This window comes from Bacillus sp. LBG-1-113, from assembly GCF_020708615.1.
Lineage (GTDB): Bacteria > Bacillota > Bacilli > Bacillales > Bacillaceae > Bacillus > Bacillus mojavensis.
On record NZ_JAJFDG010000002.1, the window covers coordinates 164514 to 186903 of the forward strand.

23 protein-coding genes are annotated in these 22390 nt (G+C 42.6%); 9 read left to right on the top strand and 14 right to left on the bottom strand.

The annotated features are described in order from the left end of the window. Positions 1-215: 215 nt before the first annotated feature. Positions 216-1745: an FAD-dependent oxidoreductase gene (locus tag LJF29_RS06915; RefSeq protein ID WP_229147751.1), complete on the bottom strand. Its 1530-nt coding sequence runs from the start codon at positions 1743-1745 to the stop codon at positions 216-218. Positions 1746-1856: 111 nt separating this feature from the next. On the opposite strand from LJF29_RS06915, the gene LJF29_RS06920 reads away from it, so the two are divergent. After that, complete coding sequence (locus LJF29_RS06920; protein WP_010333636.1) at positions 1857-2714, top strand: SDR family oxidoreductase; 858 nt, start codon at positions 1857-1859, stop codon at positions 2712-2714. Positions 2715-2742: 28 nt separating this feature from the next. On the opposite strand, the gene LJF29_RS06925 is transcribed toward LJF29_RS06920, so the two are convergent. After that, positions 2743-2976, bottom strand: a complete 234-nt coding sequence (locus tag LJF29_RS06925; protein ID WP_010333637.1) for an IDEAL domain-containing protein — start codon at positions 2974-2976, stop codon at positions 2743-2745. Positions 2977-3268: 292 nt separating this feature from the next. On the opposite strand from LJF29_RS06925, the gene comK reads away from it, so the two are divergent. Beyond that, positions 3269-3847 carry a competence transcription factor ComK gene (comK, locus tag LJF29_RS06930; RefSeq protein WP_010333638.1) on the top strand — a complete coding sequence of 193 codons (579 nt, stop codon included), beginning with the start codon at positions 3269-3271 and terminating at the stop codon, positions 3845-3847. A gap of 139 nt (positions 3848-3986) precedes the next feature. On the opposite strand, the gene LJF29_RS06935 is transcribed toward comK, so the two are convergent. Both LJF29_RS06935 and LJF29_RS06940 read right to left on the bottom strand, forming a co-directional pair. Continuing rightward, a complete protein-coding gene (locus LJF29_RS06935; RefSeq protein ID WP_229147752.1) occupies positions 3987-4406 on the bottom strand; it encodes a hypothetical protein in 420 nt (139 codons plus the stop codon). Between the two features lie 191 nt (positions 4407-4597). Then, complete coding sequence (locus tag LJF29_RS06940; protein WP_168747353.1) at positions 4598-5497, bottom strand: SDR family oxidoreductase; 900 nt, start codon at positions 5495-5497, stop codon at positions 4598-4600. Positions 5498-5713: 216 nt separating this feature from the next. Between LJF29_RS06940 and LJF29_RS06945 the strand changes: the two genes are divergently transcribed. Then, complete coding sequence (locus tag LJF29_RS06945) at positions 5714-5983, top strand: excalibur calcium-binding domain-containing protein (protein ID WP_010333640.1); 270 nt, start codon at positions 5714-5716, stop codon at positions 5981-5983. Positions 5984-6024: 41 nt separating this feature from the next. On the opposite strand, the gene LJF29_RS06950 is transcribed toward LJF29_RS06945, so the two are convergent. The 3 genes from LJF29_RS06950 to LJF29_RS06960 form a co-directional block, all read right to left on the bottom strand. Next, entirely contained in the window at positions 6025-7494 is a 1470-nt protein-coding gene (locus LJF29_RS06950; RefSeq protein WP_229147753.1) for a sodium:solute symporter family protein, read from the bottom strand. Then, positions 7491-7691, bottom strand: coding sequence for a DUF3311 domain-containing protein (locus LJF29_RS06955; RefSeq protein ID WP_010333642.1), 201 nt, complete (start codon positions 7689-7691; stop codon positions 7491-7493). Before LJF29_RS06955 ends, LJF29_RS06950 begins: the two co-directional genes overlap by 4 nt. A gap of 225 nt (positions 7692-7916) precedes the next feature. Next, on the bottom strand, positions 7917-8279 hold the full coding sequence (locus tag LJF29_RS06960; RefSeq protein WP_010333643.1) for a hypothetical protein: 363 nt from the start codon (positions 8277-8279) through the stop codon (positions 7917-7919). 155 nt (positions 8280-8434) lie between these two features. On the opposite strand from LJF29_RS06960, the gene LJF29_RS06965 reads away from it, so the two are divergent. The 4 genes from LJF29_RS06965 (at position 8435) to LJF29_RS06980 (ending at position 11832) form a co-directional block, all read left to right on the top strand. Continuing rightward, the gene (locus LJF29_RS06965; RefSeq protein WP_010333644.1) at positions 8435-9055 is read left to right on the top strand and encodes a TVP38/TMEM64 family protein; all 621 of its coding nucleotides are present in this window, start codon (positions 8435-8437) and stop codon (positions 9053-9055) included. A 1-nt stretch (position 9056) separates the two neighbouring features. Next, a complete protein-coding gene (lepB, locus tag LJF29_RS06970; RefSeq protein ID WP_010333645.1) occupies positions 9057-9557 on the top strand; it encodes a signal peptidase I in 501 nt (166 codons plus the stop codon). Positions 9558-9754: 197 nt separating this feature from the next. Then, the gene (locus tag LJF29_RS06975) at positions 9755-11227 is read left to right on the top strand and encodes a monooxygenase (protein ID WP_229147754.1); all 1473 of its coding nucleotides are present in this window, start codon (positions 9755-9757) and stop codon (positions 11225-11227) included. 77 nt (positions 11228-11304) lie between these two features. Then, positions 11305-11832: a MarR family transcriptional regulator gene (locus LJF29_RS06980; protein WP_010333647.1), complete on the top strand. Its 528-nt coding sequence runs from the start codon at positions 11305-11307 to the stop codon at positions 11830-11832. 26 nt (positions 11833-11858) lie between these two features. Here the strand turns inward: LJF29_RS06980 and LJF29_RS06985 are convergent, their stop codons facing one another. From LJF29_RS06985 to LJF29_RS07005, 5 genes are all read right to left on the bottom strand, one after another. Further along, positions 11859-12053, bottom strand: a complete 195-nt coding sequence (locus LJF29_RS06985) for a hypothetical protein (protein WP_010333648.1) — start codon at positions 12051-12053, stop codon at positions 11859-11861. Between the two features lie 254 nt (positions 12054-12307). After that, positions 12308-13513: a glucose/mannose transporter GlcP gene (gene glcP, locus LJF29_RS06990; RefSeq protein WP_229147756.1), complete on the bottom strand. Its 1206-nt coding sequence runs from the start codon at positions 13511-13513 to the stop codon at positions 12308-12310. 71 nt (positions 13514-13584) lie between these two features. Then, complete coding sequence (gene ntdC / locus LJF29_RS06995) at positions 13585-14637, bottom strand: glucose-6-phosphate 3-dehydrogenase NdtC (protein ID WP_168747358.1); 1053 nt, start codon at positions 14635-14637, stop codon at positions 13585-13587. 16 nt (positions 14638-14653) lie between these two features. Beyond that, a complete protein-coding gene (locus LJF29_RS07000; RefSeq protein WP_229147757.1) occupies positions 14654-15499 on the bottom strand; it encodes an HAD-IIB family hydrolase in 846 nt (281 codons plus the stop codon). After that, a complete protein-coding gene (locus LJF29_RS07005; protein ID WP_229147759.1) occupies positions 15471-16796 on the bottom strand; it encodes a DegT/DnrJ/EryC1/StrS family aminotransferase in 1326 nt (441 codons plus the stop codon). Before LJF29_RS07005 ends, LJF29_RS07000 begins: the two co-directional genes overlap by 29 nt. A gap of 103 nt (positions 16797-16899) precedes the next feature. Between LJF29_RS07005 and ntdR the strand changes: the two genes are divergently transcribed. Then, positions 16900-17889 carry an NTD biosynthesis operon transcriptional regulator NtdR gene (gene ntdR, locus LJF29_RS07010; protein ID WP_229147762.1) on the top strand — a complete coding sequence of 330 codons (990 nt, stop codon included), beginning with the start codon at positions 16900-16902 and terminating at the stop codon, positions 17887-17889. 174 nt (positions 17890-18063) lie between these two features. On the opposite strand, the gene LJF29_RS07015 is transcribed toward ntdR, so the two are convergent. Further along, positions 18064-19218, bottom strand: a complete 1155-nt coding sequence (locus LJF29_RS07015) for an AbrB family transcriptional regulator (RefSeq protein ID WP_229147764.1) — start codon at positions 19216-19218, stop codon at positions 18064-18066. A 107-nt stretch (positions 19219-19325) separates the two neighbouring features. Then, entirely contained in the window at positions 19326-20528 is a 1203-nt protein-coding gene (locus LJF29_RS07020) for an MDR family MFS transporter (protein ID WP_229147765.1), read from the bottom strand. Between the two features lie 115 nt (positions 20529-20643). Here LJF29_RS07020 and LJF29_RS07025 point away from each other — a divergent pair, with 115 nt between their 5' ends. Next, positions 20644-22374, top strand: a complete 1731-nt coding sequence (locus tag LJF29_RS07025) for an SgrR family transcriptional regulator (protein ID WP_229147766.1) — start codon at positions 20644-20646, stop codon at positions 22372-22374. The last annotated feature ends 16 nt before the right edge of the window (positions 22375-22390 follow it).

Consider the following 22390-nt stretch of genomic DNA (forward strand, 5'->3'; position numbering starts at 1 on the left):
CTGAATGCGATTTTTTTGCTGGGCGTTTGAATCTGAAAAATATGCTGTTTCTTTTTTTCTATCTTTTTTAAATAACAATACAGTGATCCCCCTTGGGAAATAATTTTATCTTTTGGTTTTTTAAGCCTTTTTCTTTTTTATCGGTCAAGGGGAGCACGAATGAAGACGCCAGATAGAAATTATTTATAAAAAAACCGTTCAGTTCACTGAACGGTTTAATCAAGGTCAATTTGTTTTAATGGTTTGATGGCCGGTCCTTCAACTACCTCGCCGTTTGGTTTAAAGCGTGATCCGTGGCACGGACAATCCCATGTGTGCTCTCCATCGTTCCATTCCACTTCACAGCCTAAATGGGTGCAGGTTGTATCAACAAGATGCAGGCACCCCGTTTCATCTCTGAATGCCCCCGCGCGTCTGCCGTTAATGGTGACGGCTTTTCCTTCACCTGGCGCAATCTCTTCAAACTCGACGTCGGGTTTTTCAAGCTTTCCTTTAATGAAATGCTTGGCCACATCTGCATTGTAGGAAATCACCTTTTGCAAGCCGGGATTCAGATGAAAACGCGACGGTGTAAAAATGCTCTCATATGGATTGTCTTTTTTCTCCACAAGGTCTGACAAAAGCTGAGCTGCGACAGCTGATGATGTCATGCCCCATTTTTTGAAGCCGGTCGCAACGAGAATATTGTCTTCGTTTTCAGACATAGGCCCGATGAATGGGATTTTGTCGATAGTCACGAGATCCTGTGTGGACCAGTAATAGGGAATGCTTTCGATTCCAATAGTGCTTTCTGCCAATTGTCTCAGCGTTTCGTAATGTGTCAACATGTCTTTTCCTTGGCCTGTTTTATGGCTTACTCCGCTGAATAGAATCAGCTTTTCTCCGTTGGCAATGGTGTAGCGAAGCGCAACTGACGGCTGATCTATACTTACATACATGCCCTCAGGATAGTCGATCTTCGGCTTGACGGCGAGGACATAGGATCTGTCAGAATACATTTTTGCTGCATATAATCCGCCCCCGTCATAAAAAGGGAAATGGGAGCAGCATACGATAAATCGGCTTTTAATGGCGTGCCGGCTTTTTGTAACAACTTCAGGCATTTCCCCTTTTTTAATATCAAGCGCAACAGTCTCTTCAAAAATCCGTCCGCCTTTTTGCACGATCTGATCAAGGAGCGCGGTTAAAAAGTGAAGCGGGTGAAATTGGGCTTGATTCTTCATTACAAGCGCCAGCTTAGAGCCGACGGGAAGGGGAAGATCTTTTACGAGGTCTCTCTCAATCCCTAGTTTTGTATATGCCTCATGCTCAGTGCGGATTTTTTGTACAGCATCTTCACTTGTTGTGTAAAGGTAAGCATCTTGTTTGGTCCATTCGCAATCGATCTGATGTTCATCAATAATCCCTTTTATGTAATCAATTGCATTTTGGTTCGCTTCATAATAAAGCCTTGCGTGGTTCAACCCGAAGTTGCGGATAAATTCATCATAGATCATATCGTGCTGAGCTGTCACTTTTGCTGTTGTGTGGGCCGTTGTGCCATTGAGAACCTGATTTGCTTCAATCAGAACGACTCGGAAGCCTCTTTTGGACAGCTCATAGGCCGTCGTGATTCCTGTAATGCCTCCTCCAATAATAGTGACATCACATTCCGTATCCTCTTGCAGCGCCGGAAAAGAAGGCAAGTCCGCCGATGTTCTCCAATATGTTTCAGGAGCTTCTTTTGAAAAATGTTGATTAGCCAAGCCATTGTACCTCCAATATCATTTATTCTTAATTTTTCCACTTTCTATCTTTTCATACATAGGAAGCAGGCTTTATTCATAACATAATAGGGTTGAAAAGGAGTGATTGCATTGGCGAATGAGAAAAAGAAAACATTGCCGCCGCAGCATCAGGACCAGCAGCCGGGATTCGAATATCTGATGGATCCCCGCCCGGTATTTGATAAGCCGAAGAAGGCAAAAAAACTAGCGGGCAAAACGGCCATTATTACAGGTGGAGACAGCGGGATCGGACGCGCTGTATCGGTGTTATTCGCAAAAGAAGGGGCGAATGTGGTCATTGTGTATTTTAATGAACATCAGGACGCCGAAGAAACAAAGGAGTATGTAGAGAAAGAAGGGGTGAAGTGCCTGCTGATTGCAGGAGATGTCGGAGATGAAGCCTTTTGTAACGAGGTGGTAAGACAGGCCAGCCAGGCTTTTTCATCCATTGATATTTTGGTCAATAATGCCGCTGAGCAGCATGTGCAGCCGAGCATTGAAAAAATCACTAGCCACCAGCTGATCAGAACCTTCCAGACAAACATTTTCTCTATGTTTTATTTAACGAAGGCTGTGTTGCCTCATTTGAAAAAAGGAAGCAGTATTATCAATACAGCATCGATCACCGCGTACAAAGGCAATAAAACACTGATCGATTACTCAGCGACAAAAGGAGCCATTGTCACTTTTACAAGATCCCTTTCCCAATCGCTTGTCCAGCAGGGCATTCGAGTCAATGCGGTTGCGCCGGGGCCAATCTGGACACCGCTCATTCCGGCCAGCTTTGCCGCAAAAGATGTGGAAGTGTTTGGTTCGGATGTGCCGATGGAACGGCCGGGCCAGCCGGTGGAAGTGGCGCCGAGCTATTTATATCTTGCCAGCGATGATTCTACTTACGTCACCGGGCAGACCATTCATGTCAACGGGGGAACGATTGTAAATGGATAATTAAAAAAGCCAATCCTTAAGGATTGGCTTATTCGCTCTGTTTGAGCGCTGCATATTCTTTAGAGAGCGTAAGAAACGCATCTTTATCTTTTTCGTCCAAGGCTTTGTTGATTTGGTCAGTCAGCATGGTCAACCGACGCTTAAACAAGGATTCATCGAGCACCATTTGAATGTAAATATCCATCATTGTTACATCAAATTCTTTTGTTTTTTGCGTGTTGCGGGACTTCATGAGCTCAGTGTACGACTTTTTCTCTTTCATAAAGAATCCCCCCAATGCCTTTTTTATAGTATATGGATAACGGTCGAAAAAATCAATAAATTTTTATAATTTTTAGACAACTAATACTTGGCAATCTATCGACATATCCTGCGAAGTGCTGTGTTATGAGATCATATAGTAAAGTAAAATCGGTTTATTACTAGTAAAATAGAACTAAAAAATATAAATAAAAGATGATTTTAGTTCATTTGTTAAAAAATCCTGTCGTTTTATAAACACAGATGATAGATTATTAGTATAAAATTTGCAGAAAAAGGATGGAGGCCATAACATGAGTCAGAAAACTGACGCACCACTAGAATCGTATGAAGTAAACAGCGCAACAATTGCCGTGCTGCCAGAAGAAATCGACGGCAAAATCTGTTCAAAAATCATTGAAAAAGACTGTATGTTTTACGTCAGCATGAAGCCGCTGCAAATTGTCGACCGAAGCTGCCGATTTTTCGGATCAAGCTACGCGGGAAGAAAAGCGGGAACTTATGAAGTGACAAAAATTTCTCACAAACCGCCAATCATGGTGGACCCTTCGAACCAAATCTTTTTATTCCCTACACTTTCTTCGACTAGACCCCAATGCGGCTGGATTTCCCATGTGCATGTAAAAGAATTCAAACCGACTGAATTCGACGATACGGAAGTGACGTTTTCAAACGGAAAAACGTTGGAGCTGCCGGTCTCATGCAATTCGTTCGAGAATCAGGTATACCGGACAGCCTGGCTCAGAACCAAATTTCAGGACAGAATCGAACACCGTGTCCCGAAACGGCAGGAATTTATGCTGTATCCGAAGGAAGAGCGGACGAAGATGATTTATGATTTTATTTTGCGTGAGCTTGGGGAGCGGTATTAGAAGGAGAAAAGTGGATTTGAGAATGCTTTAGCATGAAATTTTTTAGGGAAATAAAGCTAAGACATTCCAGAAATAAAAAAGTGTTGGTGAAATTAAAGAGCTCAATACATTTTAATGTATTGAGCTCTTTATTAAATTGTTAAAGGGAAATTGAGTCACTTCCGCAAGTGTACCAAGTTCCATTTGCTGCTTGCGCCCATCCGTAAATTCTAGTTCCTGTACCCAATTTTCTTTTTACTTCATCAAGGGATAAAGTGATAGACGTTGTATCTCCGGCTCTTTTAGTTGCTAAGATATTGCTTTTCGTGCTGTCAGGTTGGCCGCCATCAGTTGTCCAAGCTACCATATTATAGTATTTGGATGTGAACGGGTTTGATAGCCCATTGATTGATAAGGTAACCTGATTGTTGCTAGCCGTTACGGTTGTATAAGCAGCACTCATTGGTTTAATTGTGGATGCTTTTTGTGCTGGTGTGTGGTTTTCAGCTGCAAAAACATTTGTGCCTCCTGTCACTAGTAGTCCGACAGCTAATGCTCCTGAAAGAATTTTTTTATTCATTGTTATTCCTCCTTTTTTTAATACATAGTTAAATTTCTTCAATTAATTGGAAAATCCTTTTTGTCCAGCAAGAAGTTAACAAAATTTACAAATTTAAAAACGTGATTAATATGTAACCTCAAATTGTAGAGTTTGTATATCGATATTAAAAAGGAGCACTCCAGTAAAATAAGGAGAGCTCCTTCTAAAGGTCAGGCCGTCGGAATTCCGCCGGTGATGCCGTATATTTGAGATGTCACATAGCTTGAATTCTCTGAAGCTAAGAATACATAAACATCTGCCAGTTCCACCGGCTGTCCCGCGCGGTTTAATGGTGACGGCGGCGTCCCTTTGCCGAATTTCGGAATGTTTTCAGTCGGCTGTCCGCCGGAAATTTGCAGCGGAGTCCAGATTGGCCCTGGCGCAACAGAGTTCACTCTGATGCCTTTGGGTGCAAGCTGTTTTCCGAGCGCAACGGTAAAGCCGATAATGGCGTTTTTCGTTGCCGCATAATCTAACAGCATCGGACTTGGATTGTAGCCTTCAACTGAAGTTGTGGTAATAATAGACGCACCCTCCGGCAAATACGGAAGCGCCGCTTTAACCACCCAATATAGGGAGAAGACGTTCACTTCAAACGTTTTATAGATTTGTTCGGTAGGAAGGTCTTCAATGTTTTGCACTGCTTGCTGTTTACCGGCAACGAGCGCTAACACATCCAGCCCGCCGAGTTCGTTATGCGCTTGTTTGACTAAATCCTGACAAAACGATTCGTCACTCAGATCACCTGGAATCAGGACTGCCTTGCGTCCTTCTGCTTCAATCAGTTCTTTTACTTCTTCTGCATCAGGCTGTTCCGCGGGCAAATAGTTGATTGCCACATCGGCGCCTTCCCGGGCATAAGCGATGGCAGCAGCGCGGCCAATACCGGAATCACCGCCGGTGACAAGAGCTTTTCGGCCATTTAGTTTGCCAGCTCCTTTATAGCTTTTTTCTCCGCAGTCCGGCACCGGCTTCATTTTTTGCTGCAAGCCGGGCGGTTCTTGGTATTGTTCAGGAAATTCATCGTGAAAAAATGCTGTTAAAGGATTGTTTCGTTTTGTATCAGACATCATCAACGCTCCTTTTTTGTGTGTGGTGTACATTCGTATGTGTACCCTTGAGCAAAGTGAGGAAAACATGTTTTGGCAGTTTGCATCTCTGCAAGACAAAGAAAGCCGAAAAAAATGCCGCTCCTTCCATATTTATCTTGTAAAATAGAATGAATTGAATTATGATAAAATCGCTATAAAACAACTAAATATTGGGTATGGGGGGAGTATATTGTCATGAAAAAAGCCGCGGCGCTTTTGCTGTCACTCGGTCTCGTTTTCGGTTTTTCATACGGAGCTGACCATGTGGCGGAAGCCAAAACGAAGGTCAAGACGTATAAGAACTGCAAGGAATTAAACAAAGTATACAAAGGCGGGGTAGCCCGTACGTCCAAAGTGAAAAATAAAGGCGGAAAAACGAAGTACAAGCCTTACGTATCAAAGGCGCTTTATGACGCCAATAAAAAGAGCGACCGTGATAAAGATTTTATCGCCTGCGAACGCTAAAGAAAAAAAGCAATCTGTTGTCCAGATTGCTTTTTTCTTGTTTAAGCGGCTTGATCAGCAGCAGCGTTTTTCGTTTTTCTTGTCATGAGACTGACCGCCATCATGACCGTAACATTCAGCAGCAAAGCGACAATGCCGACGTTTAAGTCTTTCGCTGCTTGTGGCAGCGCCGGAAATAACGTGCCGATTGTTGTTTCCGTAACCGTAATATAAGAAACGGCTCCGACACCGGTTATAATGCCGGCGAATGCTCCTTGTTTGGTCACGATATGATGCTTGAACAGGCTGAACAGCAGGGCCGGAAATAGCTGTGTGACAAGGCTGTAGCCCATCAGGAGAAGCGTAACGATTGTGTTCCCGCCTTTGAATGTAAAGTACACAGCAATCAGCGCAATCACTGGCACTAAACATTTAGCCAATAATGATACTTGCTGTTCCGTCGTGCGGGGAGCAAACACTTGATAAACATTTTTGGCAAACAAAGTGGAGGCCGACATTAAAATCATAGACCCCGGCACAAGCGCCGTCAGCAGTCCGGCTGCTCCGATGATTCCGACAAACCAAGGATCAAAGGTTTGAAGAGACAGTCTCAAAAGTGATAAATCCGCGTCTGCGCCTTTCAGACCGGGAACTTGCAGGATAGCCGCAAAGCCGACAAAAAGGACGAATAGAAGGACCAGCTGATATAAGGGCATAATAATGGCGTTTTTCCGAAAGACTTTTGGGTTTTCTGCTGAATAGGAAGCGGAAAACGTATGGGGCCACATGTAAAAGCCCAGCGCCGTCAGCAGCACGGTTGAACTGAACCATGCAGCACTTTGCCCTGTTTCGGGCAGGGTAATAAAACCGGGATTTGCGTTTTCAATCTGCTGAAACATGTCTTGAAATCCGCCGTAGTAATGAATCGGCAAATATACGCCTAAGAATAAAACGACAGCCAAAATCATGATGTCTTTGACAACGGATATCCAGGCGGACCCGTGGATGCCGGATACCATAACGTAAACTGTGATTGAAATAACGCCGATCCAAATGGCAGCAGTGGGAGAAATGTTTCCGTAAGATGTTTCCGATACAATTAATCCAAGCCCTTTCAGTTGCAGCACAAGATAAGGAATAAGAGCGGCGATGCCGACCAGTGAGACGAGCACGCCAAGCAGCGGGCTGTTGTACTTTTTGATGAAAAAATCGGACTGCGACATCAGCTTATGCTGTTTCGCATAGGACCATATCGCAGGCAGGAGCCAATAAGAAAGGATGTAAGCCAGGCAGCCGTAGGCGATGATGTAAAAGGCAGGTCCGCCTTTCCCGTAGGCCCAGCCGCTTCCGCCGAGAAACGTAAATGTGGTATAAATTTCGCCTGCCATCAATAAGAACACGAACAAGGTTCCGAAGCCGCGGCCTCCGACCGTCCACTGCTCAAGATTCATGTCTTTCCCTTTTTGGGCGCGTACGCCGAGAAACATGCTGAATAGCAAGACGCCGAAAATGATGATGAGAGCTGCGTTCATTCTGCTTCCTCCCTTTTATTTTCTTTGTCAAGGACATACACGATCGCCATCAGGACAGAGGTCAGCAAAGCCCACATGACGACATAGGCGAGAATGAATGGCATGCCAAACAGATAGGGTGTCACTTTGTTTGCAAAAGGGATGCCAAGCAAAAGTCCGATGAAGGGCAGAGCAGCAAGAATGTGAATCAGTTTCATAGAGTCCTCCTTTGATTAAAAGTTGGGCGGTGCGTGTCATGTGCAGGCTGCAAATCATGTCGTTAATTTGGCGGCACATGTCACTTTTTGGGGAGTAAAAGGCTGTGGTACGAATTATAAATAAATTTATTTTGTTTGTATAGTGTGAATTGTCAGAAATTTATTGGTGAGGCGCCCGGAGAGTGGACGGGCGCAAGGAGGAGAGATCAGAATGATCCGAAAGACTCATGGCGCGTCCGGCGCAAATAAATAGAATGTTAACAAACTGCTTACTTGCTCACGGATTCGCGGGTTAAAATAGCGGTGTTTTTCTTCGTAGCCATCAATGACAAATAAATAAAGTGTAAAGGCTTCATCACGCTCAGCCTCGTGGATGGCAATTTTTCTTTTCCTCAGCTCTTTTCTGACCTCAATCAGATCCTTTTGTGCTATTTTTAATGATTCGTTGATAAGTTGTATATAAGGGTGTTTTAATTTTAATGTGCTTTTTTCAATTCCGTTGAGATCACGGTTTAAAATGGTAATGACCATAGGCAAAAAAAGAGCCCGCTCTATCAATTCGTATCCTTCTGGCTGCAAATGAGGCATGGTAACTCCTTCTTTCTTAAGGGAACGTTTGTTCTAATCGTATTCTATATCGGCTGGTGAAATATTTCAAGACAGAAAAAATCGCCAAAACTTTTTAGTTTTTCGCCGAGAATGTGTAGAATAAGGATAGACAAACCCGGTGAGGAGTATAAACGTTGGAGCAATTTTTATCCTATTTGACAGAGGATCGTTTAACTGAATTATTTCAAAGCTATAGGGCTTTCGGTCCGCTTATTGCTGTGCTGCTGCCTTTAGTTGAAGCATTTCTCCCGTTTTTGCCGCTTATCGTTTTTGTGGTGGCGAATACCAATTCGTTTGGATTGTGGGAAGGCTTCATCCTGTCATGGGCCGGATCAACAGCGGGGTCCATTCTCGTGTTTTTCATTGTCCGTCATTATGGACAAAGAAGAGCTCTTGGATTCATCCGCAGGCATCCGTCTGTCAGAAAGCTTATGTTATGGGTGGAAAGACACGGTTTTGGCCCGATGTTTCTTCTGCTTTGTTTTCCATTTACACCGTCTGCCGCGGTGAATGTTGTCGCCGGTTTGTCAAGGATCGGGACGCGGCCGTTTGTTTTGGCGGCAGCCTCGGGAAAGCTCGTCATGATTTTTATGATCAGCTTCATCGGATATGATCTTCACGCGCTGATCACGCAGCCGATTCGCACAGTTATTGCCGTTGTGGTAATTGCTGTCTTATGGTATGTCGGCAAAAGGGTGGAACGGCATCTGCATGTGAGAGCCAGCCAGCGTGAGCATGATGGAGGGAGACAGTAACATGAAAAAACGGTTTTGGTTTCTTGCCGGTGTTGTTTCCGTCGTTCTCGCCATTCAAGTCAAAAATGCCGTCTTTATTGATTACAAAGTAGAAGGCATAAGCATGAACCCGACTTTTCAGGAAGGGAACGAACTGTTGGTCAATAAATTTTCACATCGATTCAAAACCATCCATCGTTTTGATATTGTTTTGTTTAAAGGCCCTGATCAAAAAGTGCTGATAAAGCGAGTCATTGGGCTGCCCGGTGAATCGATCAAATATAAGGACGATCAGCTGTATGTGAACGGAAAACAGGTGGCTGAACCATTTTTGAAACCATTGAAATCTGTATCTGCCGGAAGCCATGTAACGGGAGATTTTTCTCTGAAAGAGACGACAGGGAAAAAGACGTTATCGAAGAGGCAATATTTTGTAATCGGAGATAACCGTATATATAGCTTTGACAGCCGGCATTTCGGTCCGATCAGGGAAAAAGACATTGTCGGAGTCATTTCGGATTAGGAAGCTGTACACTGAGAAAAAGGCGCCATTTGAAAGGCGTCTTTTTGTGCTGATTGGAAAAATGTGTTGCAAGATCATTTGTCAGCCGATATAATCATTTTTGTTACGTATGTAACGAAAATAAAAAATGTGTTCTTTATCGTCACTGTTTATCAGGGTTTTATTAAGTTGCAAGTGAAACAAAAGGAGTGGAGCTCATGATGGATTACGAAACAGTCATTATCGGAGGCGGACCGGTTGGATTGATGCTGGCTTCTGAGCTGGCATTGGCAGGGGTAAAAACATGCGTGCTTGAGCGGCTTGAACAGCCAATGCCGTATTCGAAGGCGTTGACGCTGCATCCCCGCACGCTTGAGCGTTTTGCGTCTCGTGGGAAAAAGACATCTTCTGGACATTTTTCAATGCTCGATACCCGTCTTGATTTTTCCAGCCTAGATACGAGTTGTCCTTATACGCTATTGCTTCCTCAGACCGAGACTGAACAGCTGCTTGAGGAACGTGCGCGAAGCCTGGGGGCAGAGGTGTTACGAGGGGCAGAGGCGCTAACGGTAACGCAAAACGAAGAGGGAGTGCAAACCATTTTCAAGGATCGGGAAGGCAGTGTGCGGACGCTGAGCAGCCTGTTTGCCGTTGGCGCTGACGGAGCAGGGAGCGTTGTTCGGAAACAGGCGGGAATTGCGTTTCCTGGAACAGACAGCACCGTCACCGCAGCTCTTGGTGATGTGAAGCTGCTTTCTCCGCCGCCATCAGGTGTCTTGTCGCTTTGTACGAAAGAGGGGGGAGTCATGATTGTTCCGCTTTCTCCCGACCGATACCGTGTTGTGTTGATCAGCCCTTACCGCACGCAGACGCCGAAAGATGCTCCTGTCACAGAAGAGGAGCTGAAAACAGATCTCATCCGGATGTGCGGAACTGATTTTGGCTTAAACGAGCCTACGTGGATGTCCCGATTCGGGAATGCTTCCCGTCAAGCGAAGCAGTATCGGAGCGGCAGACTCTTTCTTGCGGGCGATGCAGCACATATTCATTTTCCTGCTGGCGGCCAAGGGCTGAATGTCGGTCTTCAGGATGCCATGAACCTTGGATGGAAGCTTGCGGCGGCTGTCGGCGGCTCTGCACCTTCATGGCTTTTGGACAGCTATCACGCTGAGCGGCATCCGGTGGCGGAAGATCTTCTTCGGAACACAGAGACGCAGACGAGGCTGATGGATTTCACGAAGGCCGGTCTTCATTTGCGAAGCATGGTGTCCGATATGCTTGCTTTTCCCGATGTGAATCGCTTTGTAGCGGGCCAAATTTCTGCAATCGATGTCGGGTATGAAGTTGACCAAAACATGCCGCCGCATCGGTTGAACGGCAAAAGACTTCCGGATGTGGAACTGCGGCTTCCTGATGGCAGTATGGAACGCCTCTATAACTGCCTGCATAACGGGGCATACGTTTTGCTGTCACTGAAACAAGGAGCTGATAATGACCATATCCCATTTAATGGCTTACACACAGTGTGTGCTTCTCTTGCAGAGCCGCGTGAAGAGTGGAGAGACGTGCATACTGTATTGGTTCGGCCTGATGGTCATGCCGCCTGGGCAGTCGATGCCGCCGGGCCAGATGCGGCAGAAGTGATTCAATCGGGTATCAGACGCTGGCTCCCGATTGCCAGCCGTGTGTAACACAAATCGATTGTTTCATCTGTAACAAAACGTTATGATATAAGAAACAATTGATTAATAAAGGATGGAAGAGCCGTATGGATACAGAACATACTAAGCGATCACTTTTTGAATTATATACGGAACTCATTCATCAGCAGGAGAAATGGGAGGGGCTCATAAAAGCCTTTTTGGCTGATGAAATGAAGAAGCTGGATCAGGAGCACGGACAAAAATCTCAATTGACGATGACAGAAATTCATGTTCTTTCCTGTGTGGGGGAGGGTGAGCCGATCAATGTCACTTCGATTGCCGCCAAAATGAATACGACGAAAGCGACGGTGTCACGCATCAGCACAAAATTGCTTGGCGCCGGCTTCCTCCACAGAACACAGCTCAGCGATAATAAGAAGGAGGTCTACTTCCGTTTGACGCCGGCAGGGAAGAAGCTGCACAGCTTGCATCAATACTATCATCAAAAGGTCGAGCAGCGTTTTCTTTCCTTTTTTGACCGTTATACAGAGGAAGAGATTCTGTTTGCGGAAAGGCTGTTGCGGGATTTGGTGACAAAATGGTATCCATCCTCAGAAGAAATGGAAGAGGGGCTTCACAACGTTTTTAAATAAAAGACACGCACTGAGGTGCGTGTTTTTCACGTTTCTTCTTTCTTTTTCAAGATTGTAAGGTAAATCAGATTTCCTCCGGCTAAAATGATAAGCGGCAGTCCAGGGGAGCTGGATGTCACCAAATTATAAATCAGCCAGATTCCTAAACATATTCCATAATATAAGTGCATTGCTTTTTCGGGGTTGTCGCGCAGCAAACTTCCTTTAAAAATCTTTTTCATTATAACGCCCCTATTAATTTTATGATTTCTCCTTTAGTTTACATGCATCTTCGGTTCATCTCAAAATTTCTTTTGTTGCTTCGGATCATAAAACAATTCTGTAAATACCTTTGCTGCGTGACCTGAACGTATCTCTGACAGGTACAGAATCATCATCACTTCTATCTCCCTTGCAAAAACACTGTTTTCTCCTGATAAAAAAGAGGACATTAAGTCCTCTTCTTCCTTACGATATGATTTAATTTACACGTTTTTCACTGTGTCTTTGAAGCTTTGCTTTCAAGTGAAATAGGGTTATCTGTTTTAGTTCGCCTAATCTTTACAGAAATACCTACTAGAATGACCGCCATCGTTGTAAATATTCCCATGGTTAATAAGATTGTGTCTTGATTTAAACTCCATCCAATTAAGAAAGAGATGATTGCTCCTCCGAAACTGGCCGAAGCAATAAATAAACTTGTAACTTCGTCCACGTACTTCTGAATAATGATGGATGCTAGTGTTAAAGCAATGGGAAATATGCCCGCTATACTTAAACCAATCAAAAATGTACCACCCAATTGAAGTATGGGGTGACTTATATAAGGGAAGGCAATCAACAAAACAATTAAACAACTACAACTGAATAGGAGGTACTTAGAAAAATCAAGCCTTCTGCTTACTAAACCAATCAGTATTCTTCCTATTATGATTCCTACCCAAAAAAAGGAGACACTGATAAGACTAATTTGTTCATTGCCTTGGTTTATCATGATGGAAGGTAAAAAGTTGGCGAAATTTGTTTCAATCCCGGCATATAGGAAAGCAAAAAATACAAAAAAGCCTAATTGCTTTGATTTCTTTCTATCTCCTATAAAGTATTGAAACGCTCCTACATCTGGCAAGGCCACTTGCTGGTTAGCATGCTTGGCGTCCTTTCGGTTCTTGGATAAGAAAATGAGCCACCCTGCTAATAGGACGAACAAAAAGGTCAATATGCAGTAATACGGTAAATACCAGTTATTGATATCGATGAAGGAATTAATGAATAATGGGAAAGATAAAGCGCCTAATCCAAAGAGGACTTCCAGCTTACTCATTTTTTCTGCATTACTTTCGAAATTAGCAATAACAAAGGAACCAACTGTCGTTTCTAATGTACCTGCTCCATATCCTAAGAGAAAAGCCATTACAACAATATAATACCAATCCTTAGTGAGAAAAAAGATACTTAACGCTACAAGCATTATTGTCAAAGCTAAAGTAAGTGTCCTAAAGTGACTGTATTTCTTAATCATTAACGGTGCGATTAATACCCCGCTTAGGAATCCGCTAAACTGAAAGAAAATGATGATCGAAATATCATCTGTTGTCTTGTTAAAAGACTCTAAAAGAAATGGTGTCAAACTTCCTGTTGATATATGGATAATACCCACTGTGAAAAAGAAAGCATATCCAAATAAATATGTCCCTCTTACCATTCATTACACCCCTATATGAAAAAGCAGGAAAATAAATTCCTGCTTTTTCAGTAACTTATCTCTTCGAAATACTAGTTGACTGCTAAAACAGACATTGTTTGAGAGTTGCTATCTTTCTCAAAGAACATTTCTAATACTTCCTGTGATCTAAAACCATCATTAAAAGAAGGGATCTCAACCCAATCTTTCTGAGTTGAAGCAATCCAGTTGATCAACTCGCTTCTAAAAGAATCAGCCCAACCGTAAAATTCGTTTGGCGGATCGTTTAATAGACTTTGCGGTACTGGGCAGTCTACCACGTTCAAGCCATCTATAAGCTTGTAAATGTGAGGGTTACCAGTGTGGTATTTAAACTCTTTTTTGTGTCCAACTACCTCAATGCTAAAACCGCAGTCTTCAGGTACAGAACATTTTGATGTGATGATATTTACAAATACCTTGTTCTTCAGTTGTCCATAAATTTCTGCATAGTCATCTACAAGTACCTGTTTATCCTCTTTTGTTTTTACATTTGTGTTCATCTTTGCCATTACTGATTCTGTGATGAAATCACTCTCAAACAAATACCATACCATGTCGATAAGGTGAATACCCAGATCTCCCAATGATCCACTAGTCTTCTTACTATTAGCGTCATCTCTCCAAGTAAATTTCTTACGTCTAAGCGCACTATTTTTCTTGAAGTGTACTTTTATGGACAGTATGTTACCTAGTTCATTATTGATAATTAAGCTTTTTAAGATATTTACGTAAGACAAATATCTATAATTAAATCCCATACTAGCTCTTACGCCTAACCTTTGAGCAGTATCTTTCATTATGCTTGCTTCCTCAAGAGAAATAGCCATAGGCTTTTCGCACAATACATGCTTATGTTTTTCTAATGCTTGCAAAGCATGTTCTTTATGGCAAAAGTTTGGTGATGCTACAATTAAACCTTCTGAGACATCTATGAGTTCATCTACATTTTCATATGTCTTCCCACCGAAAGTTTTCACAAAGCTTTCCGCATTTTGTTGATTTATGTCATACACTCCTACTAACTCTGCATTTTTTATTGTAGATAAAGCAGTTGCGTGCGCTTTTGCAATACCGCCTGCACCTATGATACCAATCTTCTTCATATCTATTTCCTCCTCATTATCCAATTAATTTTTTTAAGGTATGAGTAATTCCTTTTGAGTACTCACTATCAGTTATCAATTGGTGCAGGTTTTTTGCTTCTTGTGTTGCATTTTTTAGTAGATATCCATTTCCTACTGCCTGTAACATCCGAACATCATTTCCACTATCTCCAAATGCGATAGCTTTTTCAGTATTTAGGTTGTATTTCTCTAACATAAACTTTACAATTTCATTCTTTCCTGTTCCCATGGGTATAAAATCGACATCATAGCTGTCTTCTGGATCACCCGCTAAGGGATTACACCGATTTATATTTACTGAAACTCCGTATTCCTTGCACATTTTTTCAATTGCTAATAGGTTTTTCTTGTCGTTTATTTCATCTTGTTCCTGATAATAGAAATTATGCTTATACCGTGACGTTCCTAATTGAGTTTGAGGATTCAAAAGAATGTTATGATTTTCATGTAACTGTTTTACAAGTATCTCAATCTTTTCTTTACTAAACTCTTCATTTATACGACTGTTCCACTCATTATCTTGCTGTCCGAAGTTATGCTCTGAAAAGTACGTAATTTCAGTTCCAAGATCACTAGCTATAAAATGCGGGAAATATCTAAATTTTCCTCTTCCCATTTTATCGAGAATAGATTCTATACTACTCCCAGTAACCCATCCGATTAGTAGTTCCCCAGCTTTACTTTTTTGTTCTAGATAGTCTTCGAGTTCATATATGTCTTGTTGTTTTTGACCATCGATTGTATGCGGAAAATACGTTTCATCAAAATCACAAAAAACAATATACTTAGGATGTTCGACCTTGGATAACGTTTTATACTCTGACTTCTTGCTTAATAACATGAAACAGTCCCTCCATTACTCTGTCTTGTTCTTCTAAAGTAAATGACGGATATAATGGCAAATGCAGTACCTGACTATGAGCCTTTTCCGTATGAACCAATTGGAGTTTTGTATACTTGTCCTGTACTAATGGAGTTTTTTGCATATGAGACAGTATTGGATAATATACATCTGTTTGAACACCAAACTCTTCATTTAATTTAGTCATGATATCTGTCCTGTCTTCTGTTCTTACCTTAATAGGAAACAGATGCCACACATGATCTTCGCTTAATTCTGGTAATTCAATGAGGCCTTTATTCTGTAATTCTGCTAATTGAGTAATGTATCTATCCGCCAAAAATAGTCTTTTGAAATTGTTTAATGAAAGATACTTCATTCTCTCTAAACCAATTGCTGCCTGTAAATTGTCCATTTTTGAATTTAATCCAAAATTGATGACTTTCTTATTTTTTACATTTACTTCAAAACCATGATAACTAAATTGAATGCATGTTTTAGCGAGTTCTTCATCATCAGTTGCTATTGCCCCAGCCTTACCGCATACACCAAAATTCTTATATGGATTAAAACTTAATGTAGTGATGTCTGCATCCTTTCCTAAGTCTGTCAGTCCAATTCCTTGGCAAGCATCTTCAATTACTTTCAATTGATAACGATTTGCTATTTGACGGATATGCTTCATTTCTGAATGTTTTCCGTACAAATGCACAGGTAGAATAAACTTTGTAGAAGGAGTTATTGCTTCCTCAATTTTGTTAGGATCGATGCAGAATGTTTGTGGGTTACTATCTACATAGATAGGAACGCCTCCCAAGGCTAACACAGCATTTTCAGTAGCTGAAAAGCTATTAGCTGGCATGATCACTTCGTCCCCTCGGTTTAACCCTAAAGCCAATAATCCTATCATAATAGCATCTGTTCCACTGCTGGTTGCAATTACATACCTTTTATGTAAATATGTAGATAAAACTTTCTCGAATTGCTCTAAATAGGAACCACTCGTAAATTTTCCAGTTGGCAAAACTTTAGATAATGTATTTAAGATATCATCCACTTCATCATTGGTTATTAATCTGTCTACAGGCATAAAAGGGACTTTATTGATTTCGCGATTTTTTTGGTAGTTGAAAAGGTCATTTTCAATATCTGTATTTTCTTTTAATACTTGTCTCAATCGCTCGTTTACAATACTGTCTTCAATAACAAGTTCTTTTCCTTGTACGTCACCTTTTAAGTGTTTTAGCAGTAACATGTTTTCTTTACTTTTACCTGAAACTCTAACCTGTTTTTGCATGAACAGTACCTCCAATGATTTATAATCTGGAAAATTTGATACAAATTTATCCTAATTTCTGAAACCGATAACATGTCAATAACTTTTTTGAGGAAGGGAAAATATGCCTACAATTGATGAAATAGCAAGATTATGCAATGTGTCTAAAACCACAGTCTCAAGAGTGTTGAATAATCACCCTTATGTGTCGAAAGAAAAAAGAGATACGATCTTAAAGGCTATTAACGAACTTGACTACACTCCCAATTATTTGGCTCGAAATTTTAGGAGAAATAAAACACAAACGATAGCTTTATCGGTTCCAAGTATCGACCATCCATTTTTTGCTCGATTAATAAAAGGGGTTTCTCATGAAGCACTGTTTAAGAATTACAAGGTCATTGTATTTCAAACCTTTTATGACAAACAGACAGAGCTGGAGCTATTAGAGTTATTGAAACACAAAGAAGTGGATGGTATTATTCTTGGAACTCTAGAAAATGAATGGGATAAGATATCTCCTTTCTTAAAGTATGGTCCTATCTTATTATGTAATGAATATCATCACTCAGCGGACATCACGATCATTGGGTATGATGAATTTGAAGCGACATACATGGGGGTAGTACATTTAATTGAAAGAGGACATGAAAAAATTGGATTTTGTTTTGATACTCCATACAGCGAAGCTCAATGTCAGAGGAAAGAGGGTTACTTGAAAGCTTTACGAGATTACAATTTACATCATAGAAACGAATGGATATTCGGTGAATTGTTTAATATCGAGGATGGCTTTCGTATTTTTCATAAGATAAAGGATCTAAAGGACAGACCCTCAGCAATATTTACAGGAAATGATCAAGTCGCCGCAGGGATTATTAAACAGGCGATAAAAAATGGCTTTAACGTTCCAGAAGACTTAGCTGTAATTGGTTTTGACAACCAATCGATTTGCCAAGTAGTGACTCCGACCATCACAACAATTGATATTCCCATAATAGAATTAGGGCAACAGGCTGTGTTGAAAATGATCGAGTATATTTCGGGTAACACTTCTTTAAACAGAAGAATTATTAAATTGCCAACAAAACTTATTATAAGAGAATCAACTTAACTATAGATTTTCACTTCCTTATCATTTTATAACTGTGTATAGAAAAAAGAGGTTATTTATATATAACCTCTTTTTCTATCAGGAAATTTCACTTTCCTGCCCCATTTTGAAGTCTCCATACTCTGCAGAATAGAGTGACTCCCCCTTTTATGCCTAAGTCTTCCTTTTTTTCAACTAGGCATTGCTGCCGCTTATCGAACTCTCTTTGCCTTTTTTTTCTCCATGAAGATGGTGAAGCAGACGATAAAACGGCGGCAAGAGGGCGATGACAAGGATGACGCGTATGACCTGAACCGCAACGACAAAGGTGGAATCGGCATGCAATGTAACAGACGTCGTCGCCATTTCTGCAATGCCGCCGGGTGCAAATGCCAAAACAGAGGTGATCAGCGAAATCCCTGTCAGTTTGGAAACGATCACCGCGCTTAAAAGCATAGCGGCAATTAAGCCGACTGATGAAATGAAACCGACGATCATGATACGTGTAACGCCGGCAAACATGCTTTTGTACATCTTAGAACCGATTGTAGCCCCTAGAAATATCTGCGAAAGATGGTTTGCCTGTGACGGCCACCATGCAAGCATGTCATGGCCTGTTATTGAAGCGCCGCCTATGTGCACGGCCGCTACACCGAGCATACTGCCGAGCAGCCACGGAGCGGGAAATTTTAAATATTTTGCCGCTTTGCAAGCTCCCCAGGCAACGAAAATGAGAACGCCGGTCCACAGTACGGGAGCGAGCCCGATTTCTGTCGTGGCAGCGGATACCGTTTGGGTTGCGGCACTTGCAGGGCCATCTTGTTTAGCGTAAATCAGGATAACCAAAAACGGAATAGACAGGACCACGAGCAGCACCCTCATCATTTGAACGAGACTGACAATAGCGGTATTGGCACCGACCTCCTGAGCAATACTCGGCATGGCGGACAGTCCGCCGGGAGCCGTGCCGACAAAGCTGGTCATCATATCCGTTTTGCTGAAACGCCACAGCACATAGCCTGACAGCATGGCAAGAAGTATCGATAAAATCAGCATGATGCCGACCGAAAACCAATGATCTTTGAGGACAGACAGAACGGATAGGTTCAGCTTTTGGCCCAATTCAATGCCGAGGATCATCTGCCCGAGAGCGAGCCACTGGCGGTTAATTCCTTTTTGGTCTGGCGCCATCATCAGCCAAGCCGGCCGTAGCATAGCGAGACAGCAGGCGACAATCAGCGTTCCGATCATCCATCCGATCGATATTCCGGTTAACGAAAGAATAAACCCCCCGGCTGCACTGATTGCGATAAACCATACATCTGTGAGGAGATTTTTGTCTTTCTTCAATATAAAACCCTTCTTCCTATTAACTTACAGCTCCAATTGTTCATGTAGTGAATGTATCATTACTATAGTATATTTTTGTTGATAATGAAATTATGAATTTTTTTCTGTCAGCCATTCACTTTTCTTATGACCTTATATTCACTCCTCTCCATGATATGAGACTGCAAGAAACCGGCGGCGAGAAGACAAGCGGAAAGACTGTAGAACATGATTTCTCCGCCAAACGAAGTCAGGATCAGTCCGCCGGCCAGCGGTCCGATTGACCGTGAAATATCCCAATGCAAGCCGTATATCGCATAGAAACGGCCGAGCATATGCGGCGGCGCCAGCCGGGAAATAAAGGTCTGGATATGAGTGAGTCCGATGCTTTCTCCAACCGTCATCACGGCAGCAGTCAGCATAAGCAGCGTCAAAGATGTTGAGAATGCAAAGCCGGCGGCCGCAAGTGAGTAGCTGATATAGGTGATGAGAAGAATCGTTTTCATCGAAAACTTTTCTGTCCATTTTACTAGAGGAACTTGAAGAACAAAGCTTAATAACGCTTTTGCCGCTGAATAGATTGCCAGCATGGACAGGTAATCAGGAAACACACTTTTGCTGAACAGCCTGTATGTCGTTTCTGTTTGCGCGTATAACATGCTGATTGGGAGAGAAAGCAGCAAAAGGATCATCACAGGCCGATATCTTGTGAAACGCACGGATAATGCTGCGGGATGATCGGCTTTTAGCGGCTTTGTTTCTGGTAATTTAAAGGCGGCGATAAGAAAATAAACGAACAGGGCCGCGGCATCTAATGCAAATATCCAAACGGGATCATGAGCGTACAGCAGCAGCCCAAGCAGCGGACCTGCCGTCAATCCTGCTGAGTAGATGGCATTGATGACGGCAAAAACTTCCGAACGTCTGCTTTCCGGCGTGCTTTCGGCGATCTGTGCGCGTGATGCAGGAATGTACAGGGATCTGCCGATGCCGTTGAGGATATAAAGGAAAGCGAAAAAATATGCATCATGAGCAAAAATAAAACCCGCCATTGACGCTGTTTGCAGAAGCAGGGCAGTAAGGATCGCTGTTCGCCGTCCGAGCTGATCTGTCACACGCCCCGCTATGAGTGTCAGGCAAATATCAGCGAAGGGCTGAAGGCTGATGATAAGCATGGGAAGCATCACGCTTCCGTTTAATTGCTCATGCAGATACAGCACCATAAACGGCCCCATCATGGCACCTGTCAGGCTTGTCAGCATTTCGCCGAAAAACCGGAGCCAAACGGGTGCTGTGTAGCGGGATTTCATTGAATGGAAGAGGAGAAACATGTGATTTCCGCCTTTCGATGTTTGATATAGTAGTAGTGTATAAAAGGGGCGGCGGGCCAAAAAGAGAAGAAAATTAGAGAAAAAAATTCCCCTTTTTTGTCAGGAGGTGCAGGGATTGAAGCTGATTGACCATTATGTGGCGCTCGCAAAAGCTGAGAGCGGCGAACCGGGACAGATGAAGGAAATGCCGCTCAGTGAGATTGCGGCTTGTTTATATTGTACAGAGAGAAATGCGAAGCTGATTTTACATAAGATGGAGAGCAAAAAATGGATCATTCGTGAGAGCGGATCGGGGCGCGGCCATAAATCAAAAATCGCTTTTCTCCGTCAGCCGGAAGATTTGCTGCTTCAAACTGCCAAGGAATATACAACAGCCGGAAAGCTTAAAAAAGCAAAAGAACTGCTTGAATATTATCAGCCGGTGTTTCCTGGGATTCAAAATGTGTATGACATGTGGTTTTCTGAGGTGTTCGGTTTTGTAACAGAAACCGGACAGGATGGTGAACAGGATGTGCTGCGCTTGTTTATAGCCCCAGCAGCGGTAAGCAATTTTGATCCGTGCAGGATTTTTCTGCGGTCAGAGGGCCATTTTGTCAAGCAGATTTATGATACACTGCTCCGATTTGATCGGGAAAAGAGAGAGCCGCAGCCGCATTTAATCCACGGATGGAATAAGGCGGGGAAAAAACGGTGGAGATTTTTTCTTCGGAAAGGCGTTTCTTTTCATAATGGAAAGCCATTGACGTCAAGGGATGTGGTATTTACGTTTCAGCGTTTTATGGATCATGATGAAAATCCATATAAATGGCTGCTGAAAGGTGTTGAACGGATTTCAGAGAAAGGGCCTTTTTGTGTGGACATTGAGCTCGATCAGCCGAATGAGCTTTTGCCATATATTCTTTGTGATGAACGGCTGTCTATCCTGCCGGCAGAAATGAACGGCGAGGTGAATGGGACGGGACCTTTTTGCCTTGTTCAGCATGACGAACACATGCTCATTCTTCAAGCCAACGAGCGTTACTTTAAGGGCCGGGCATTCTTAGATCGTATTGAGTTTGTGTTTTCTGAGCAAGCAGATGATATGTACGGTTTTACTCTTCGAGAAAAACAGAAACCTCCTGAGCGGCAAACTGTTTTTGAAGAACGGCATGTTCAATATTTGTCACTAAACCTCAGAAAGAAAGGGCCGCTTCAGCATCCAAGCTTGAGAAAAGCCCTTCGGCTGCTGATTTCATCTGAACAGCTCGTTCGTGAGGCGGGAGGACACAGAAGCATTCCTGTATCATCTTTTTTCCACCGGGCGCCTTTTGATTGGGGAGATGCTTCACCTGCGGAATTAATGAAAAAAAGCGGATATGCGGGAGAGACGTTGTCACTATTCACTTTTTCTGAAACGGATCATCGCGAGGACGCAGCATGGATTCAAGAGATTTGTGAACGGAGCGGCATTAGGCTTAATCTGGAATTTTGTACTGCTGCCGATTTGCGCCGACCGGAAATCGTACAAATGGCTGACATCATTCATGACAGCGCAACGTTTTATGAAGAAGGTGAGTTTGGTTTTTTACATTTGCTGCTTTCGGAGAACAGCTTTTTGCATCAGCATCTTTCAGGTGACCAGAAACAGACATTTTCAGAAATGATAGAACGGTTTTTCTCATTACCCGACCGGTCTTCCAGAATGAATATAGTAAAACAAATTGACCGTCAGCTTATAGGGAGTTTTAGCGCGATACCGCTGTATCAAAATGTGCTTGAGGTAGCATCGAGTGAGACTGTTGAGGATCTCATGCTGGATGAAGAGGGGTGGATTGATTTTTACTCTGTATGGCTGTCAAAGGAGTGAAGAGGGCTCTCATTTG

Coding starts and splice junctions, on each gene's coding strand:
- LJF29_RS06925 (WP_010333637.1), bottom strand. CDS start 2,976: ATGAAAGAGAAAAAGTCGTACACTGAGCTCATGAAGTCCCGCAACACG.
- comK (WP_010333638.1), top strand. CDS start 3,269: ATGAGTCAGAAAACTGACGCACCACTAGAATCGTATGAAGTAAACAGC.
- LJF29_RS06935 (WP_229147752.1), bottom strand. CDS start 4,406: ATGAATAAAAAAATTCTTTCAGGAGCATTAGCTGTCGGACTACTAGTG.
- LJF29_RS06940 (WP_168747353.1), bottom strand. CDS start 5,497: ATGTCTGATACAAAACGAAACAATCCTTTAACAGCATTTTTTCACGAT.
- LJF29_RS06945 (WP_010333640.1), top strand. CDS start 5,714: ATGAAAAAAGCCGCGGCGCTTTTGCTGTCACTCGGTCTCGTTTTCGGT.
- LJF29_RS06950 (WP_229147753.1), bottom strand. CDS start 7,494: ATGAACGCAGCTCTCATCATCATTTTCGGCGTCTTGCTATTCAGCATG.
- LJF29_RS06955 (WP_010333642.1), bottom strand. CDS start 7,691: ATGAAACTGATTCACATTCTTGCTGCTCTGCCCTTCATCGGACTTTTG.
- LJF29_RS06960 (WP_010333643.1), bottom strand. CDS start 8,279: ATGCCTCATTTGCAGCCAGAAGGATACGAATTGATAGAGCGGGCTCTT.
- lepB (WP_010333645.1), top strand. CDS start 9,057: ATGAAAAAACGGTTTTGGTTTCTTGCCGGTGTTGTTTCCGTCGTTCTC.
- LJF29_RS06975 (WP_229147754.1), top strand. CDS start 9,755: ATGATGGATTACGAAACAGTCATTATCGGAGGCGGACCGGTTGGATTG.
- LJF29_RS06980 (WP_010333647.1), top strand. CDS start 11,305: ATGGATACAGAACATACTAAGCGATCACTTTTTGAATTATATACGGAA.
- LJF29_RS06985 (WP_010333648.1), bottom strand. CDS start 12,053: ATGAAAAAGATTTTTAAAGGAAGTTTGCTGCGCGACAACCCCGAAAAA.
- glcP (WP_229147756.1), bottom strand. CDS start 13,513: ATGGTAAGAGGGACATATTTATTTGGATATGCTTTCTTTTTCACAGTG.
- ntdC (WP_168747358.1), bottom strand. CDS start 14,637: ATGAAGAAGATTGGTATCATAGGTGCAGGCGGTATTGCAAAAGCGCAC.
- LJF29_RS07000 (WP_229147757.1), bottom strand. CDS start 15,499: ATGTTATTAAGCAAGAAGTCAGAGTATAAAACGTTATCCAAGGTCGAA.
- LJF29_RS07005 (WP_229147759.1), bottom strand. CDS start 16,796: ATGCAAAAACAGGTTAGAGTTTCAGGTAAAAGTAAAGAAAACATGTTA.
- ntdR (WP_229147762.1), top strand. CDS start 16,900: ATGCCTACAATTGATGAAATAGCAAGATTATGCAATGTGTCTAAAACC.
- LJF29_RS07020 (WP_229147765.1), bottom strand. CDS start 20,528: ATGTTTCTCCTCTTCCATTCAATGAAATCCCGCTACACAGCACCCGTT.